Source organism: Roseofilum sp. (assembly GCF_982964205.1).
In genome coordinates, this window is the sequence record NZ_CEZBFX010000014.1 from 54346 (window position 1) to 72457 (window position 18112).

Below are 18112 nucleotides of genomic sequence, written 5' to 3' on the forward strand. Positions count from 1 at the left end.
TTAGCTATTGATGGGAGATCCTCCATATACAGGTTCCAATGGACTGACCGGTTCCGACTCGATCGCCTCCTCATACAAGGCTAGATCGAACCAAAAGGTTGTACCGACTCCCACTTCACTGACCAATTGTACACAACTATTATGTTTGTCAATAATATTGCGAACAATAGATAATCCGAGTCCCGTTCCTTCCAAAGTATGCACCCGGTTTTCCACTCGATAGAAGCGGTCAAAAATAGTAGCTTGGTCTTCCGTGTCAATGCCGATTCCCGTATCGGCGACTTCGATGCGAACAACTTTCTTATTGCTCTGAGGACAATAGGCGCGAATCATAACTTTACCTTGGGATTCTGTAAATTTAAGGGAATTTCCTACTAGATTCGTGAGGACTTGGAGGAGTAAGTCATAATGGCCCCAAATTTTGGGCAAATCGGCTTCAATTTCTTGTCTAAGTTCAATCCCTTTATCTTTGGCATTGAGTTGATACGTGCGTAGGGTTTGTTCAATCAGTTGTCCTACATAAACTGCATCCAAATGATAAGTGCGGCTTGATTCTAGGCGAGATAAATCTAAGACATCATTTACCAACCGGGTGAGGCGATCGGTTTCATGATTGGCAGTTTCCAGAAAATCTCGCCGTTCCACATCACTCAATTCTTCTCCATATTCATAGAGGGTTTCGATAAATCCTTTAATATTAAATAATGGCGTTCTCAGTTCATGGGAGACATTACTAATAAATTGGCTTTTCGCTTCATTGAGTTCTACTTCGCGGGTAATATCTTGAACGGTTATGGCAATCCCTTTCAAGTTGCCAATCTTGGCATTCTCTAAATTCGGTTTAATATGATGCTCATACAAGACACATTCTTGGGCTAAGGGGCGTTCTGGAACCACACAAGTGTCATTCGCATCATGTAAGCAGTCTAGACATAGGGCATTTTCTCCAGTGGCGCGATGGGATAACACGGTCGTGAGCAAAATTCTCACTGTGCGTTTAACGGGTTCGGTTAAGGTGATACGAAATTCATAGATAGAAGCACCATCAGACGGAGAAAATTTCCCTTGAACAATTTCATAGAGAGGACGAGTGAGTTTGACTTGTAGGGGAGGAGGAACATAGCGTAAAACGTTTTTGCCCACCACAGATTCTCCGTCCCAATCAAACATGCGGCGAGCATTAGGATTAACTAAGATGATATTGAGATCGGTATCTAATAAGATGGCTCCATCAGCAATGGTAGAGACTAAAGTTTCTAATTTGGCTTTTTCAGCCGTTAATTCTTCAATATTTTGCTCGTCATAATTCTCTAGCCGTTCCGCCATATCATTAAAACTACAAATGAGTTCGCCCAGTTCTCCGCTTAAGGGTAAATCAATGCGCTGCTTAAAATTACCGGCAGCAATACTTTTAACGCCAGCTAAGAGTTCTTTAATCGGTTGGGTGATGGCCAGAGCATTAAAGACTCCCCCTAAAATGACCATAGACCAAATGGAGACAAAAACGGCTAGGGTAACATCGCGGGTGAGGTTAGAGGAGGTGACAACGGTGGGATTGGGATTAATGCCGATCGCCAATACGCCGAGATATTTATTGTCATCGATCAAGGGAACGAAGACATCAGTCACTTCCCCATCTGGGGTTTTATGTTGGCGAACCAGGGGAATTTGTGAGGAGGTGATGTAATTTTCCGGAAGTTGAATTCGGCGCTCGATACTCAGGGACGTTTGTACTTCTGAGTCCCAGAAGGGGAGACCAAAAAAGAGTCTACCGTCTCGATCTGCGTAGAGGAGATAGCGAATATTGGAGGTGCTGTTATAAAAGCGTTGGGAAAACCGGGCAACTTCTGTGAGGTTATTTTCTGCAACTAAGGGGGTGACGTTTGAGGCTAACAGGAGTCCCAGGTCTTGACCAAAGCGGGTATCGTGGAGGCGAGCATCTAGTTGAATGGTGTTGACGGCCCAGAAGGTTAGACTGCTCATGATTAGGGATACCGCTAGGGTTGCGGCTGCCATGAGTCGAGTTTGCAGGGTAAATTCTGACCACCAATGGGCGATCGCTCCTTTAATATTTTTCAGTAAAGCCACCATAATACCGATACATTGATCTGAAGACCTACAGTAGACTTCTTGCAGAAGTCAGGCAAAACCCAATAGGCAATAACCATAAGAATATATGATTACTGCATTACTATTCATTTTCTACCCACTTATGCAATAGGTTTAGTTGTTTGCCGTGTTTATATTATGGGTTACTGGCTCTGTTTTTGCCGCACCCGATGGCCGATATCTCGACGAGTGTATAAACCTTGGAAGTAAATCGAGGCGATCGCCTGATACGCTTTGTCAAAGGCTAGATCGTGGGTTGCTCCCACCGCAGTGACTCCCAAGACTCGGCCGCCACTGGTGACTGGGCGATTATCGTTTAAGCTGGTTCCGGCTTCAAAAACGATCGCTCCCTGAGCTTCAGCCACTTCTATACCAGTAATGGGGAATCCTTTTTCAAAGCTACCAGGATATCCGTCAGAAGCCGCAACCACACAAGCGCAAGCGCCGGGTTTCCAGGTAATCTCTTGCTGGGCTAATTTTCCTTGTGCAGTGGCTAACAGTAGGGTTTCTAGGGGAGTCTCTAACAGGGGGAGAATGGCTTGAATTTCTGGATCGCCAAACCGACAGTTAAATTCGATCGCTTTGGGATCGCCTTCTGGGGTAATCATCAGACCCGCATACAAGACTCCCCGGTAGCTAATCCCCCATTTTTTTAAGGTTGCTATGGTGGGCAGGAGAATTTCTTGGTTAATGCGATCGCTCAATTCTGGGGTCACAAGCGGTGCAGGAGCATAGGCTCCCATGCCCCCGGTATTGGGCCCTGTATCCCCTTCTCCAATGCGTTTGTGGTCTTGGGCGCTAATCAGGGGACGGATGGTTTCGCCGTCAGTCAGAGCTAGGATCGAGGCTTCTTGACCGGTGAGATATTCTTCAATCACGACTTTTTGACCGGCTAATCCAAATTTACCTGCGAAAGCTTCGGCGATCGCTGCTTCTGCTTCTTCTAAGGTTATGGCCACAGTTACCCCTTTACCAGAAGCGAGGCCATCCGCTTTAATCACAATGGGCGCTCCTTGACTCTGGAGATAGGCACGGGCGGCGATTTCCTCCGTAAACACAGCGGAGATAGCCGTGGGAATAGATGCTTCACTCATCAGTGCTTTTGCCCAGGCTTTGCTTGATTCAATTTGCGCCCCGGCTTGGGTGGGGCCAAATACAGTGAGGTTATGGCTTTGCAGCGCATCGGTTATGCCGAGGGCGAGGGGGGCTTCTGGGCCGACAATAATTAGATCGATGGCGTGGGTTTTAGCATAATCGGCGATCGCCTGAAATTGATCGATTTGATCGATCTTGAGGGGAAGATTTTCACAGCGCTTTAATCGGGCTGTTCCCCCATTACCTGGGATACAGACCACGTGCTGAACTTGGGGAGATTGCAGGAGGGTTTTGGCGATCGCATGTTCGCGCCCTCCACTACCGATGACGATAATTTTCACGTTCTGTTATTTAATCACACTCACCTGCTTAATTTTAATCGGTAATGTGCCTATCCCTCCATTTCCCCATTTCTGAGTAAATAGTGATTTGCATTTTACAAAAGACCAATTATTGAATCGAGTCTACTTGTAGATTGTTCAGGATGACATTAGCACGGGGAGCAAAGCCATCTCCCATATCCCCAGGAAAAACGACAGTAACGCGGAAAGCCTGACCTTGGGATTGACCTAGATGCACCGAACCTAAAAGATTTTGTTCAGAATGATAATAGTTCATGTTCTTTTTCTCCCAAGGATACGAAAGTGAACCGCTAGATACGCCTTGTTGCCAGCCTTTGCCTGCAAATACTCCCCCATCTCCAGTTACTCCCGCTTCTAACTCCTCTAAGGTTGTGCCTGCGGGGGGAACAAATACATGGACTCTAGCTCGTAAGGGTGCGTCTGTGGGGGAACCAGATACAGATAGACCTTGGAGAAGCTCAAAAGACACTCCGCATCCTTCATCGCTACACGCACTCCTGACACTAATATTTTCAGGGTAATAGGTAAGCACGGGAATCTGGTCTTCTTGATAGAGCTTGAGGGTAATTTCTTGCGGTTCTCCCTCAACAAAAACGGTTTCTATCTTACGTTCGGGTAAATTGCTCGCTAACGGAGAGTCAACAGAACTGACTGCAACACTCCCTTGGTTCGGTTCTGAGGCTTGTGGAGCTGTACAGCCTACAATCAATACTAGCCCTGCCATCCAAAGGCGATCGCTTGCAAATTTCATCCTAATGTTTCTATGTCTCTGTTTTCAACATCTAGGATTATTCTAACGCGATCGCTATAGCTCACGTTACCCTAGATGCTGGGTTACTGATGATAAGGCTATGAGCAAAACTGAAGAAATTTTATCCCAATTACCAGGGGATGTGCTGGGAGGGTTGCGAAAGGTGGATGGGCTTTGGTCGAGTTTGCGATCGGGCAAGATTCCTGTCTCCTCAGTCGTTACTGTAGCAGATCGAGAAGGTTCTAGTCCCCATCAACCCTTAGATACGGACGTGGTCATTTGTGGAGGCACACTAGGGATTATGATGGCCTGTGCCTTGCAGTTGCGCGGGATACAGGTAACGGTAGTAGAGCGGGGGATTTTGCGTGGCAGGATACAGGAATGGAATATTTCCCGTCGGGAGTTAGGGGTTTTGGTAGAGTTGGGGTTACTGACTCCAGAACAGTTAGAGGAGGCGATCGCCACTGAGTATAACCCAGCTCGGGTTAGTTTTCCGGGTGGTGACGATATTTGGGTTAACGATATCCTCAATATTGGTATCGATCCGGTATTTCTGTTGGAGTCTCTCAAGCAACGTTTTCTAGCAGCGGGAGGAACCCTATTAGAGCAAACTCCATTTCAAGGAGCAACCATTTATCCGGATAGAGTTATGGTTAAAGTGGGCGATCGCTATCTTAACGCTCGCTTACTCCTAGATGCCATGGGTCACTTTTCCCCTATGAGTCAACAAGCGCGAGCAGGAGCAAAACCCGATGCCGTTTGTTTAGTCGTTGGTAGCGTCGCTCAAGGATATCCTAAAAATGACACTGGAGATCTCTTTGTCTCCTTCACTCTACCCATAAATCACTGTCAATATTTTTGGGAAGCCTTTCCGGCAAAAGATGGTCGCACCACCTATTTATTTACCTACTTAGATGCCCATCCTGACCGATTTAGCCTCGAATTTTTCTATGAGGAATATTTGCGCTTGCTGCCAGAATACCAAAATATTTCCCTCGATAAACTCACCTTTCAACGTGCCCTCTTTGGCTTTTTTCCCTGTTATCAAAACAGTCCCCTTAAATTGCCCTTTGACCGTATTTTACCCATCGGTGATAGTAGCGGCAGCCAGTCCCCCCTCAGTTTTGGTGGTTTTGGAGCCATGATCCGTCACTTAAAGCGTTTAACCTTGGGTATTGAAGAAGCCTTAACCCTCGATACTCTCAAACAGAAAGAATTAGCTCTTCTCCAACCCTATCAGCCCAGTTTATCGGTCACTTGGCTCTTCCAGCGCTCTATGAGTTTAAAAATGGAAAGTAAAGACTTTCTTGTGCCTCCCAATGACTTACTCAGTGGTGTTTTTGCCATCATGGAAGAAGCAGGTGATGAAGTCTTATATCCTTTTCTCCAAGATGTAGTACAGTTTCCTGGCTTAACCCAAACCTTACTAAAAACCTGGATTAAGCAACCCATTTCTGTCCTGAAAATCATTCCTCAAGTTGGTTTGTCTACCTTGTTCAATTGGACGCTCCATTATCAGAATTTAGCCAGTTATACTTTCTTGGATTTAGTTGGTAAATCCTTAGAACGCTATCTCAAATTCCTGTCTCCAGAGCAATTATACACCTATCATCGTTGGCTCGATAGTTGGCACTACGGCTCAGGACGGGATTATCACAGTTAATAATCACCAAAATTGTAGGATGAGTTGATAATACACTCTACTGGCTTGATAGTTGCGCTAAGATTACATAGTCATCTAATGCATAGTGACAATCAAAATGTAGTCCTAAATACTGGCGCAGTAAAGGAGTCATTTGTTGCTGTGGCGAGAGGTTATCTCTGGCAAATTTATAAAAATCAGTGCCAGACATAACCGTTTTACGATCGGTTACAGACAGATATTTATATTGAACTAACCTTAAACCTAGAGTATCTAAAAATTGATCGATCGCAGCCAACTCTTGCAGGCGATCGCTGGGATCTGTATAAGTCATAAGATTTCCATAGTTTTTTATCTTGAATCGTGAGGATAACATATCCTTGAGGTTTAAGAGCATTGTGGAATATTTTAGGGTAGGTCTTTTCAGAATTATTTCGCAAGTGAGGATCGGCAAAAAAGCAATGGGAAATGGTAATGAAGTCAAAAAAATGTTTTGGAATTTTAGCCGTTTGGTGAGCGTAGTCGAAAAAACTAGAGGTGTCAAAGCGAAAATAGGTATTCAAGTTCTTGTTTGCCATATATTTTCTCCAGAATTGCAAGCCCCGATATTGTAGGTCTTTCTGCTGCTCCCAAGAATAGTACGAAATATGCATTGGAGGAGTCGGGAAAAATCCATTACTACTTTGTAGTAATAAGGCTAATCCATAAATAATGGTTCCTGGACCAGCGGCGATATCTAGAATATTGATATCATTCGGTAGTAAGCCGAGTTGATAAATCAAAAACCAGGTTAAATAGGCGGAATAAACATTTTCTAAGAAGTATCGAGTTAAATAGACATGGGCACTGAGCTGAAAGTTGTATTTTGGATCTTTGCCCAATTTAAGTTGATTTAAGTCATGAATTGATTCGGTGAGTAATTCATCAAAATTTGGTCTGTTTTCTAGCCGAGTGTACTCTTGCTGTAAGAACTCAGCTAGGGAAGCTTCAAAATCATTAAAAGTTCGGGGTTCAATTCCTGTACATTGCCACAAATTTGGATCTAGCTCAATAATCTTAAAGCTTTGGGTGACATATTCAATAAACTGGGCATTGGGCGTTAAGTGTTGTGGCTCAAATAAATTAGCAAATTCTTGAATATCTAACGGTCGAGAAGATTGAAATTCTGATAATTTTCGTTTTAATGTTGAGATTTCTTGCTTTTGCTCTTGGCATAATTGCTGAGTGTGTTGCCGATCGCGATACATTGTTTCTAAGCAGGACAGTTTTTCACCAGAATTCTGTATCTCTTGCAACCATTTATCTGCCTGCCGGAAATTTCCCTGTTCGAGTGCATGGCGAAACTGGCACGATCTCGACCATCTTTGCATCCGCTTAATTATAATCCGCATCCACTTAATCATAAGTAAATCCGTCTTTTCCTTCTCTGACCTCTACATTATACTCCTGTAATGTAACAATTAGTTGCTGTTGAAATTGCGAATAATGCTCTTGTTCTGAACGATACCACCAATCGTACTTGTCTTTGAGAGCGATCGCCTGTTCGCGGGTACTCGCAACCAGAGATTTCCGACTATTCTGGTGGAAGGCTTGAATCACGACGCGATCGACCAAAGCTAGTTTCTGGATAAAAGAAGGAATATGCTCGGCAAAAATGGGCAATAAAGGCGTAATGGTGACGGAAAACTTAATTTCATGACCAGATTGATAAGGAATACCATAGCGCAGTTTAGCGATCGCTTTTAGTCTTGCGGGAATACTGGGAGATTTGGGTTCAAAATCTTTCCTAACCTGCTCGCTACCAGTAGGAATACTCATATTGATTCGCAGTCGCTTAAACTGTTGCAACAGATCCATATCCCGAACAATCATTGGGCTGCGCGTTTGAATCACTAAGGTGGGCTGATATCGAACCATTACAGCTAATAATTGTCGCGTTAGCTGTTGTTTGGATTCTATCGGTTGATAGGGATCGGTCACACTGCTCATATAAATAGTGGGAGCGCGATCGGGATTGGTTTTATACCACCTTTCCAAATCTTGTTCTAAAAGCTCCACGCTATTTTTCTTAACAATCGCCCAATTTCCCCAATCTTGACGCATTTTTTGATTAGGACTAAAGGCTGCTGCATAACAATAGCTACAACCATATTGACATCCACGATAGGGATTTAGAGTAAAGTCATAAGCGCCGATATATCCACTGGCCTGAGTTAAAATTGATCGAGCATTTTGCTGATAAATATTAGCTCGACCAAATTTTTCTCGAACAACAGTACCTTCACCTTCTGAATATCCTGCATAAAGACACTTGCTCATCATACAGCAGATGATTCTATTGTAGGGTCGTCACTAACATACTCTATAGGATAAACTTATTTTAACTCCTTAGCGCGACCCCCTCCAGTTTTTTCGACCCAAATGGCATTAAAGTTATTCAACATTACCTCAGTTGGATTAATCGTTTCATCACTTCCCATGGGTTGAAAAACGGCATTTACATTGGGATAAACAAAAAAGGGAATCGAAATTCGACTTTGCTCGAGTTTATGCATTACTTCATGGGGCGTACTAACAAATAACCCATTAGTCCACAGTTGCAACATATCACCTAGATTAACGACAAAAGCATCATCTAAACAGATGGCATCAATCCAAGCCTCTTTTGTGTAGACGCGCAAGGAAGGATTAGGGAAATATTCCTGGATTAAGATCGTGAAAATACCATTATCAGTATGTTTGCCAGCAATACCACCTTCAGGAGGATAATAAATGGTGCGGTGGATTAAAATCGGTTCATCAAAATAGGAATCAAAGTAATTCGCTTCTTTCCCTAAAGCAACTGCTAATCCGTGCAACAGATGAGGAACAATTTTGCTCATAATTTCCCCTTGAAGCTGATAATGATAAGAGGCAAAGCCGGGAGAAACGATATCATCAGGGATCAGAGTTCTCCCGGTAAAAGGTTGATCGGAAGAAGGACGTTCTATACCCAAATCAAAGATTGCTTTGGGATCGGGGCCAACATCTTCATGTAAGGTTTCACCATACAGAGGACTGTAACCTCTACAGGTTTGAGGATAAATAGTTTGTTTGTCTTGACTGTAGGCTTGTTTGATTTCTTCAGGTAATTGGAAAAAGTGACGAGAAGCCTCTATGGTTTTCTGGACTAATTCGGGGGAGATACCATGATCTTTGAGATAAAAAAATCCATGCTCTAAGCAGGTTTCATACAGTCGTTTGTGTTCTTCATTTCCGGATGGAGAACTGAGGTCTTTGAGTTGTTCTAATGAGATTATCGGTAAGGTATCCATTGATCATCCTCTTTATTGATTGATAAAAAAAGATTCTCTCTATTGTTTTAATTCCTGGGCGCGCCCTGAACCAGATTTGTCAACCCAAATTGATTGAAAATTATCTAACATCACATCAGTAGAGTTAATAGTTTTATCTGTTCCCATGGGTTGAATCAGTGTATTGTGATTAGGAAAGACAAAAATGGGGATAGAAATCCGACTGTGAGGAAGTGTATGAATCACTTCATGGGCAGTACTAACCAACAAACCATTCGTCCAATACTGCAACATATCGCCCAAGTTGATAACAAAAGTATTTTCTAAACAGTCAGCATAAATCCAACCTGTTTGAGCATAAATCCTGAGAGAAGGATCTGAGAAATACTCTTGAATCAATATCGTAAAAATCCCTGTATCGGTATGCTTACCTGCACTTCCCAAGTGGGGAGGATAATGAATCACTCGATGAATTAAAATAGGGTCATCAAAATAAGGGTCAAACCAATGGGGTTCTTTGTTCAATGCAACAGCTAACCCTTGTAATAGAGGAGGAACTACTTTATTGATAATTTCCTCTTGAAGTTGATAATGGTATGAGGCAAAACCAGGGGCAACTTTATTATCGGGGATTAGGGTAGATCCAGTAAATGGTTTGTCAGAAGGAGGACGTTCTAAGCCTAAATCAAAGAGTTCCTTCGGATCGGCACCAGTCTGTCCATTCAGGGTTTCACCATATAGGGGGCTATAGCCTCTAGAGGTCTGAGGATAAACGGTTTGTTTGTCTTGACTGTAGGCTTGTTTGATTTCTTTGGGTAATTGAAAAAAGTGACGAGAAGCTTCTATGGTTTTCTGGACTAATTCGGAGGGAATACCATGATCTTTGAGATAAAAGAATCCATGCTCTAAACAAGTCTCATAGAGTTGTTTATGTTCTGCATTGCCGGATGGAGAACTGAGATCTTTGAGCTTTTCTAATGAGATTATGGGTAAGGAATCCATTGATCATCCTCCTTTCTTTATACCCAGGGACAATTAAAAACACTATCTTTTATTCAATTATGAGTCGATATTCGTACAGTTTCTGATAGTAAGGCAAGCAAAACTCATAGGCTTTTTGTAAGTGTTCATTGTCTTCAATGCTCACAGGGTCTTTTTTTGGGTATTTTTCAAACCCTCGACTTGATTGTACCTCACTATGCCAACTTCCTTCCCATTGATGGATTTCGGGTGGTACTTCCTTCTCCCAGGTTAAGGATTGCGGTATAAATGGAATCCCCACAGCTTGGCAGTAACCTTTCACGGTAGCCTCTGGTTTTTGGATTAAGTCATCGGAGTCAATAACCGGAGGGGTTTTTCCTCGAACGGTTTTCACTTGTTCAAATAATTGGTACAGTTCTGCATACCCAGCTTCATGGAGCTGGAAATCTGGCCAAATGGTAAAGAGAGAAGGGAGAGCTTTGGCGGGATGGCGAATAATAAAGGTGTGGTCAAAGTGAGAGATAAAGTCTTCATCGGCTCGATCGCAGATAAAGCGAGCCATGTCTTTGATAAAAACGGGTTGGTGTTGAGCTTTATCGGTTAAGTCCTGAAGTAACGGTTGGAAGTTATAAGCTGAATTCATTGCTACTTCTGGATAGCGATCGCTCTTTCTTTCCTCGCTATAGTGGAAATACAAACCAAAAGGTTCATCCAACACCAGAAAGTCCCCCCTCTGTTGCATCATTCGTTCAAAAGCTGTTGAAGTGGAGCGCGGAACCGCCCATAAAGCGAGTATTTTTTTCATGAGAACTCTCCGTTCAAGTCGCGAATAAGGCGATCGCGATCAGGGCAAAACCCATCGCGATCGCCTGTTTGAGGGTCATGGTTTCTTGTAAGACCACAACGGCTAGGATAATGACCACCAGAGGATATAGAGCAGAGAGGGGAGCGACAACAGACACGGAGCCTTTAGATACGGCTTGGATGTAGAACAGCACTCCCAAAAAGTTGAGCATTCCGGCGATAATGGCTAGAATTGCACCTTGGGGATGGGTTTCTAGGCGATCGCCCAGATTAGCAAAGATTAGAGTTGCCAATATCGCTCCCCCTAATCCCTGATAGGCGATCGCACTTTTGGCACCAATATATTGGTTGGATAATTTGGGCAAAAACGCCCAACCCCCCCAACAGAGAATTGCCCCCAGTGTCGGCCATAACCATTCTTTCATCCGTATCTCATTTACTCTTTATTGATAAATAGCGATCGCCTCACCCAAAACATCCACGATCGGCTCTACACCTAATCCTGGAGCATCTGGGGCAACCGTTTTACCCCCTCGATTGCGCGGGCCACCGGTTGCAGTATCCACTGTTAACATCTCATGGCATAACCACGTCGCTCGTAAGTGGGTGGGTGGCGTAGACTGGGCTAAATGCACCGATCCAGCATCTCCAATGACACTGCCCCCAGTGACTTCAATATTCATGCGAATGCCCGTTTCTACACAGAAATCCCGGATGCGCTTGGCCTTGGTTAATCCACCCACACGACCAATCTTCAACCCGATCGCCTCACAAGCATTATCTGCTTGAGCGCGAACAATATGACCATAGGCTTGAATGCATTCATCTAAGATAATCGCATGATTCGTCAGCCTCCGCAGTTGCAAGCACTCTTCATAAGTTTCACAGGGTTGTTCAAAATAAAGAATCGGCTCTTTCACCGCATTCATCACCCGCATCCCCTCATCCACCAACCAAGCTCGATTCACGTCAAAGGTTGCCGTTTCATCTGGGGGTAAATACGCACCAATGGCTTTAATCCGCTCAATGTCTAAGGCCACATCCGCGCCAATTTTACAGGTATGCACCTTTTCCCCCCTGGCTTGACCCCGTTTAATTGATTCAATCATGCCCTCTGGGGTATCGGTGGGCACAGAATTTTGAATCGTAATTTCTTGGTCAATGCGACCACCAAACAGTTCGCACAGAGGAGATTCTGTGAATTTACCCAGGATATCCCAACAGGCCATATCTAAAGCTGATTTGATGTAAGGATGACCGGGTAGAGCCATATCCATCGTCCGATAAACCACATCAATACGACGGGGATCGAGTCCAATCAATTGGGGGGCGAGTTCCTCAATTCCCGCCCGAACTCCCCTCGGAAATGCAGGTAAATAGGTGGAACCCCAAGGGCAGCCTTCCCCCCAACCCCGGATACCTACATCGGTGTCCATGGCTATGATGGTGGAATCGAGTTTGTCGAAGTATAAGCGTCCTCCAGAAAGTCGATACGGATGCTCTAGGGGTAAGGTGACTTGATAGACGGTAATTCGAGTGATTTTCATGGGGTTTTGGGGTTTAGTTGAATCGGAAAGTAGGGATTAACTCAAATGATTCAAGATTTTGGTTAACACTGGAAGTTTGACTCGACGACCAAAATCAAAGGATTTAATTGTGTTGACAATTTCTGGATTGGGTTGATAGGAGGTGATGTTATCAAACACCCAACTGGTGCCACAACTCCAGCGAATGACATCTACGATTAATTCGTCGCTTAATCCCATATTTTTGCCCAAGTGGTTGGCTTCGCCCAGGATTAAGTAGTTGATATAGGCCATAAAATCCGTTAGCGATCGCGCCATATCCATTAAAATTGGATCGTCTAAGGGTTCGGGTGCGGGATACTGGAGTTCGTAGGGACGGGGTTTGATGCGACCAAATATATCGCTGATTTTTTCCTCAGAATGGACATAGGTGCGATTCAAACCGTAGGGAGAGGATGCCGTAAATCGTGGCACTCTCAGGTTAACGCCATTGTCTTCTTCAATCAGTTTAGTAACTTTGACATGATTATCATGGGCATCATATTTTTGCCCGGCTTCTCGATATCTCTCTTCTACGATGCGACCGATGGGGAGGGGTACATTCAGCTCATCAGCTAAGTTTACTGTTAAGTCCGTATCTTTAACGGTGATTTCTAAGGAGCAGGAATAGTCGTAACTACCGTCAAAAATAAAGGGGGTAACTTGCTCTGCTACGAAGCTACTGCCTTGGGAAGATCGGATTAAATCCCACATCCACAGCAGGGGAATGCCATAGATCTGACCAATCATCAGCACTTCACCCACGGTAACCATGCCGGTGTAAAAGAGCAGGTTCGTTAATAGTTTGACGGTTTGCGCTTCGCCGATGGTATTGCTGACAAAGAAGGAAATTTGCCCCATGGAGTCGAGGGATGCTTTACTCATGTCGTAGCCTTGGCGATCGCCGCTCACATAGAAGCTGACGTTACAAAAGTCAACCCCCATATGCGATAAATTACTAACCGGCGACTCCAAGCTGAACAGTCCTTTTTTCGCCGCTTCTTGGGCAATATGTTGGGTATTGTGGTAGTCCGTTGTAGAGAAGTCCATCCACGTTGTCCCCGGTCTCATCCCTTCTACGGCTCCATTTTGCCCTAACATGTTCTCTAAAACATGATGGGGGAGGGGTAAATTGGTAATGACTAAATCTGTCCCCTGAGCCGCTTCTTTCGGACTATTTTTCCAAATTGCTCCTTTGGCTATCACGGGTTCAGCCGCTTCTTTGTATTTATCATAAACCTGAACGTGATAGCCTTCTTTGAGCAGTTGATAGATCATCTGTTTGCCCATCGCGCCTGTGCCAATATAGGCAATTTTTTGCTTACTCATTCTTCTGGTTCTTTTCTATTGCTTAAGGATTATTTTCAGGCGTAATCACTACTTTCCCAAAAAAGCTTTTGCTTTGAAAAAATTTCTGAGCTTCTTGCATTTGACTTAAGGGGAAGCTCTTAGCGACTGGAGGTTTCAATAGACCTCGCTCGATATATCCGAGCAAGTTCTGAAACACTTGGGGTTCATAACGGTTACCTCCATGCATCTCTACATCTTTGTAAATCAGATCTCGCAAATCTAACTCAACCAGCGGGCCTGCAATTGCCCCAGAAGTCACGTACCTTCCGCCTACCACAAGACTTTTGAAGATCAGACTAAAGTATTTTCCGCCCACTACATCCGCAACTACTGTGATTTCATGCTTCCCAACATTAGAAGCGAGTTGTTCATCTCGGCAATAAGCATAATCAGCCCCCAACTCCTTAGCTAAATGCTCTTTGTTCGCTCCCACAATTGCAATAACAACTGCTCCTCTAATTTTGCATAACTGTATTGCTGCACTACCCACACCACCGGAAGCTCCTGTAATCAAGACTGTATCTCTCGCTGATACTCTCGCCTTGGTTAACATATTTTCTGCTGTAGAATAAGCACAGGGCACGGTTGCCAACTGAGTATCTGATAAGTTTGAATGGATGGGGTACGCATTAGTCGCAGGAACTACAGCATATTCAGCAAATCCCCCATCAAGTTCGCTACCCACATACTGATATGCTGCGAATTGAGCAGTACGAATCCAAGGATATACAATCACCCGTTGATTAAGGATATCTGGGGTGACACCTTCACCTATTCCGACCACTTTTCCAACGATATCAGCTCCCTGAATACGTGGAAATTCGACTCCTAGCTGATTCCAGGTTGCTTTTCCTCCCTCGTTAGTCTTGGTATCTTGCAGAATCTCTTGAAACCCTGCATCTGCTGCATACCAACCTGTACGGGTATTGATATCTGCATTGTTGATGGAACAAGCTCCTACTTGGATTAATATTTCTCCTTTCTGGGGGGTCGGTTTAGGAACTTGAGTATAAACTAATTGTTCAGGCCCGCCATATCCGTTCAGAACAACAGCGTTCATTAACTCTGTCATAGTTCTTGATTTCCTTTTCTATTTTTGCATGAAGCCCTGCTCCACGCTAGGTTAACCCGTTGCTTCGAGCAACTTGACTTCTAGTAAAGGAGCAGGGTGAGGGAATCTCTACAGAACCTCAAACGCCCAGTAATGAGCGCCTTCTTCGGCAATATAGGGACCGTCAATGATGGAGCTAACGAGCTTCACTTTCTTTTCAGCTTGCAGGCGATCGCACACTTCCTGAAAATTCGTGCTATCGTAGTAGCTTTTACGGGTACTCACCACGACTAAACCACCGGGCTTAGTAAACCGGATCATCTCTTCTACAGCAGTGGGCGGCACATGGCCAAGAGTAAATACCCCGCAACTGATCGAAGCATCATATTGATTATCCGCATAATATTTAATGCGTTGGGTTAAATCACAGGCTGTTCCCCCTTCCAGCTTTCGATAGGAATTAGTTTTTGCAGCCGCTTCAACCATACCTGGGGAAATGTCAAATCCATCGATATTTTTATAGCCTCTCCGATGTAGGGCTATACCCACTAATCCTGTACCACAACCTGAATCTAGGATTTGAATTTCTGGATCGCGCAAATTTAGGAATTTGCCCAATTTTTTAGGCAATAAGTCAAAATAGGCAGCAATGTATTCTGGGCCACAATATTCTTCGTTTTGTACATCACGGTCATAGTTCCTACACCATTGGTCATAATACTCTTTGAGGTCTTCTGTTTCTCCAGAAAGCTTGTGGGCTTCCTTGATCGCATCAAAACTGCTTGGGTCATTCGTAGTTGTGACTTGACTCGTTTGGCTCACAATTTTGTACCTTAAATAACAACTTTTGATATATCTCTCGATATTTCTCGAATTGAGGGCTATTTATGCTTCCTATTAGCCCGGCCTTATCAGACCAAGGTTTGTGCCGTTTGTCAAGCAGTTGTCCAAATTTAATCAGAAATTAGGTAAGGGGGAGGTAAAAGGCAAGAGGGAATGGGCGATCGCCGGTTCAATGAACAATGAAAAATTGCCCCACATCGCCCCATGGCGCACCTGATAAAATAATCAATGACCCTTCCCGGTATCTGCAATTATGTTAGCCACTTCCTCCGCCTACAAAATTACTTGGGAAAAATTACCAGACGACTTCCAACTGCCCGACGATCCTGTGGACAATATTTATCAACCTGCCCTAGCTGCGGCCTTAACCGAAAGCTTAAACCAAGCCGGAAAATTATCTGAAAATTCCCTCACTCCCACCAACTACGGCATCTGCGCCACCGTCAATGGCAAAATGGTGGTTAAAGCCCCCGATTGGGCCTATATTCCCCAGATCCGAGTAGACCGTCAAGAAGTCAGTCGTAGCTATACCCCAAACCTACAAGGAGATCCACCAGTCATTGTCCTAGAATTCTTATCGGAGACCGAAGGGGGCGAATATTCCACAAAATCCACCTATCCCCCAGGCAAATATTTCTATTACGAGCAAATCTTGTGCGTTCCCAACTATGGTATTTTTGACCCCAAAACCGGAGAATTAGAACTCCGTCATTTAGGCAACCAGCAGCGCTATGCTCTCGCCTCTCCCAATTCAGAGGGACGATTTTGGATACCGGAAATGGATTTATATCTAGGAGTGTGGCAAGGATGTCGCGAAACGCTAGAGACGTACTGGTTGCGCTGGTGGGATGACCAAGGAAATCTTATCTCCTGGAGTACAGAGAAAGCGGAGCAAGCAGAGCAGCGAGTCGAAGCAGAGCGGCAACGGGCTGATGCTGGAGAGCAGCGAGCCGAAGCCGAACGACAACGAGCTGATGCTGGAGAGCAACGAGCCGAAGCCGAACGGCAACGAGCCGATCGCCTAGCCGCCCAACTTCGAGCCGCAGGCATTGAGATTAACGAATAATTAATAATCACCCCAAACCCCCGTAGGGGCGGGTTTAACCAACCCATGACGACACCCACCCATAACTGTCCTAAACCCGCCCTCCTCCATTCAATGAACAATTAACGCTTATGGATTCTACAGCAGTAACCCAACAAAAACTTATCGAATCGATCGCCAGTTTATCAGCAGAGTCTCTTTCTGAGCTGGCCCGTTTCATTGACTATCTCCACTACAAATCGGGGACAGCTCAATTGGAGCAGGAGCAACAGGACGAGAGTCAACCTAATTTCTTATTGTCTATTGCGGGTTTGGGTAGTTCCGGAGAAACCGATATTTCTGAACGAGACGAAGAGATTCTGGCCCAGGAAATCGATCCGATTTATGGCTGGACAAGTCATCCCGATCGCCAACCATGACCGTTATTCTCGATACCAGTTTCTTGTTTGCCTTAACCGATCGCTGCGATCGCAATCATAACCAAGTCTTGAACGTCGCTCGCAACATCAATGAGCCGATGCTGCTTCCTGGCGTTGTCCTAACTGAAGTGTGTTATCTTCTGGCATCCCGGTTAGGACATCCCGTTATGCGTCAGTTCTTAGGCAATTTAGTTGTGAGCGGTATGGAAATAGAGGGGATCGCGATCGCCGACTTAGAGCGAGTCGAGCAGATTTTGCAGCAGTATGCTGATAGTCAACTCGACTTTGTAGATGCGGTCATCGCTACCATTGCGGAGAGAGAAAACATTACCTGTATTCTTACCCTCGATCGCCGCGATTTTTCCATGATCCGTCCAAGGCATTGTCAATATTTCCAGATTTTGCCCGATTAGCGGCATGGGGCGATCGCCTCCTCAAATGAAAAATTACCCCCCAACCCCCGTAGGGGCGGGTTATCCTACCCATTACGACACCCAACGATCGCCTCCATAAACCCGCCCTCCCCCACCAGGCGATCAGGATGGGGTGGGTTTACCTCATTGATGGTGGGTATCCTAAATCTGGGTAAAACCCGCCCCTACAACATCGTCGTGGGGAGATCGCCTCCTCAAATGAAAAATTACCCCCCAACCCCCATTCCCACCCATAACTGTCCTAAACCCGCCCTCCCCCACCGGGCGATCAGGATGGGGTGGGTTTACCTCATTGATGGTGGGTATCCTAAACCTGGGTAAAACCCGCCCCTACAACATCGTCGTGGGGCGATCGCCTCCTCAAATGA

Annotated in this window: 18 protein-coding genes; 4 read left to right on the plus strand and 14 right to left on the minus strand. The window is 44.8% G+C overall.

Annotated elements, in window-relative coordinates; translation table 11 throughout:
- The 3 genes from AC3A14_RS06290 to AC3A14_RS06300 all read right to left on the minus strand — a co-directional run bounded on the left by AC3A14_RS06290 (window position 1) and on the right by AC3A14_RS06300 (window position 4317).
- Window positions 1–2091: an ATP-binding protein gene (locus AC3A14_RS06290; RefSeq protein ID WP_318732225.1), complete on the minus strand. Its 2091-nt coding sequence runs from the start codon at window positions 2089–2091 to the stop codon at window positions 1–3.
- A gap of 161 nt (window positions 2092–2252) precedes the next feature.
- Window positions 2253–3545, minus strand: a complete 1293-nt coding sequence (purD, locus tag AC3A14_RS06295) for a phosphoribosylamine--glycine ligase (RefSeq protein ID WP_318732226.1) — start codon at window positions 3543–3545, stop codon at window positions 2253–2255.
- Between the two features lie 109 nt (window positions 3546–3654).
- Window positions 3655–4317, minus strand: a complete 663-nt coding sequence (locus tag AC3A14_RS06300) for a hypothetical protein (RefSeq protein ID WP_318732227.1) — start codon at window positions 4315–4317, stop codon at window positions 3655–3657.
- A gap of 100 nt (window positions 4318–4417) precedes the next feature.
- On the opposite strand from AC3A14_RS06300, the gene AC3A14_RS06305 reads away from it, so the two are divergent.
- On the plus strand, window positions 4418–5980 hold the full coding sequence (locus AC3A14_RS06305) for an NAD(P)/FAD-dependent oxidoreductase (RefSeq protein WP_318698693.1): 1563 nt from the start codon (window positions 4418–4420) through the stop codon (window positions 5978–5980).
- 37 nt (window positions 5981–6017) lie between these two features.
- On the opposite strand, the gene AC3A14_RS06310 is transcribed toward AC3A14_RS06305, so the two are convergent.
- From AC3A14_RS06310 to AC3A14_RS06360, 11 genes are all read right to left on the minus strand, one after another.
- Window positions 6018–6293 (minus strand): hypothetical protein, encoded by a 276-nt coding sequence (locus tag AC3A14_RS06310; RefSeq protein WP_318732228.1) that lies wholly within the window; start codon window positions 6291–6293, stop codon window positions 6018–6020.
- Window positions 6202–7362 carry a hypothetical protein gene (locus tag AC3A14_RS06315; RefSeq protein ID WP_318732229.1) on the minus strand — a complete coding sequence of 387 codons (1161 nt, stop codon included), beginning with the start codon at window positions 7360–7362 and terminating at the stop codon, window positions 6202–6204. Before AC3A14_RS06315 ends, AC3A14_RS06310 begins: the two co-directional genes overlap by 92 nt.
- Window positions 7355–8278: an SPL family radical SAM protein gene (locus AC3A14_RS06320; RefSeq protein WP_413039219.1), complete on the minus strand. Its 924-nt coding sequence runs from the start codon at window positions 8276–8278 to the stop codon at window positions 7355–7357. Before AC3A14_RS06320 ends, AC3A14_RS06315 begins: the two co-directional genes overlap by 8 nt.
- A gap of 56 nt (window positions 8279–8334) precedes the next feature.
- Window positions 8335–9273 (minus strand): isopenicillin N synthase family dioxygenase, encoded by a 939-nt coding sequence (locus AC3A14_RS06325; protein ID WP_318732231.1) that lies wholly within the window; start codon window positions 9271–9273, stop codon window positions 8335–8337.
- Between the two features lie 39 nt (window positions 9274–9312).
- Window positions 9313–10254: an isopenicillin N synthase family dioxygenase gene (locus tag AC3A14_RS06330; protein WP_318732232.1), complete on the minus strand. Its 942-nt coding sequence runs from the start codon at window positions 10252–10254 to the stop codon at window positions 9313–9315.
- A gap of 49 nt (window positions 10255–10303) precedes the next feature.
- Complete coding sequence (locus AC3A14_RS06335; RefSeq protein ID WP_318732233.1) at window positions 10304–11038, minus strand: sulfotransferase-like domain-containing protein; 735 nt, start codon at window positions 11036–11038, stop codon at window positions 10304–10306.
- Window positions 11039–11051: 13 nt separating this feature from the next.
- Window positions 11052–11462: an EamA family transporter gene (locus AC3A14_RS06340; protein ID WP_318732234.1), complete on the minus strand. Its 411-nt coding sequence runs from the start codon at window positions 11460–11462 to the stop codon at window positions 11052–11054.
- An 18-nt stretch (window positions 11463–11480) separates the two neighbouring features.
- The gene (locus tag AC3A14_RS06345) at window positions 11481–12584 is read right to left on the minus strand and encodes a mandelate racemase/muconate lactonizing enzyme family protein (protein ID WP_318732235.1); all 1104 of its coding nucleotides are present in this window, start codon (window positions 12582–12584) and stop codon (window positions 11481–11483) included.
- A gap of 36 nt (window positions 12585–12620) precedes the next feature.
- Window positions 12621–13931, minus strand: a complete 1311-nt coding sequence (locus AC3A14_RS06350; protein ID WP_318732236.1) for an NAD(P)-dependent oxidoreductase — start codon at window positions 13929–13931, stop codon at window positions 12621–12623.
- A 22-nt stretch (window positions 13932–13953) separates the two neighbouring features.
- Window positions 13954–15024, minus strand: a complete 1071-nt coding sequence (locus AC3A14_RS06355; RefSeq protein ID WP_318732237.1) for an alcohol dehydrogenase family protein — start codon at window positions 15022–15024, stop codon at window positions 13954–13956.
- Between the two features lie 108 nt (window positions 15025–15132).
- The gene (locus AC3A14_RS06360; RefSeq protein WP_318732238.1) at window positions 15133–15825 is read right to left on the minus strand and encodes a class I SAM-dependent DNA methyltransferase; all 693 of its coding nucleotides are present in this window, start codon (window positions 15823–15825) and stop codon (window positions 15133–15135) included.
- A 274-nt stretch (window positions 15826–16099) separates the two neighbouring features.
- On the opposite strand from AC3A14_RS06360, the gene AC3A14_RS06365 reads away from it, so the two are divergent.
- From AC3A14_RS06365 to AC3A14_RS06375, 3 genes are all read left to right on the plus strand, one after another.
- A complete protein-coding gene (locus AC3A14_RS06365; RefSeq protein ID WP_318732239.1) occupies window positions 16100–16912 on the plus strand; it encodes a Uma2 family endonuclease in 813 nt (270 codons plus the stop codon).
- A 110-nt stretch (window positions 16913–17022) separates the two neighbouring features.
- A complete protein-coding gene (locus AC3A14_RS06370; protein ID WP_318732240.1) occupies window positions 17023–17310 on the plus strand; it encodes a hypothetical protein in 288 nt (95 codons plus the stop codon).
- Entirely contained in the window at window positions 17307–17723 is a 417-nt protein-coding gene (locus tag AC3A14_RS06375; RefSeq protein WP_318732241.1) for a type II toxin-antitoxin system VapC family toxin, read from the plus strand. Before AC3A14_RS06370 ends, AC3A14_RS06375 begins: the two co-directional genes overlap by 4 nt.
- Window positions 17724–18112 lie beyond the last annotated feature (389 nt).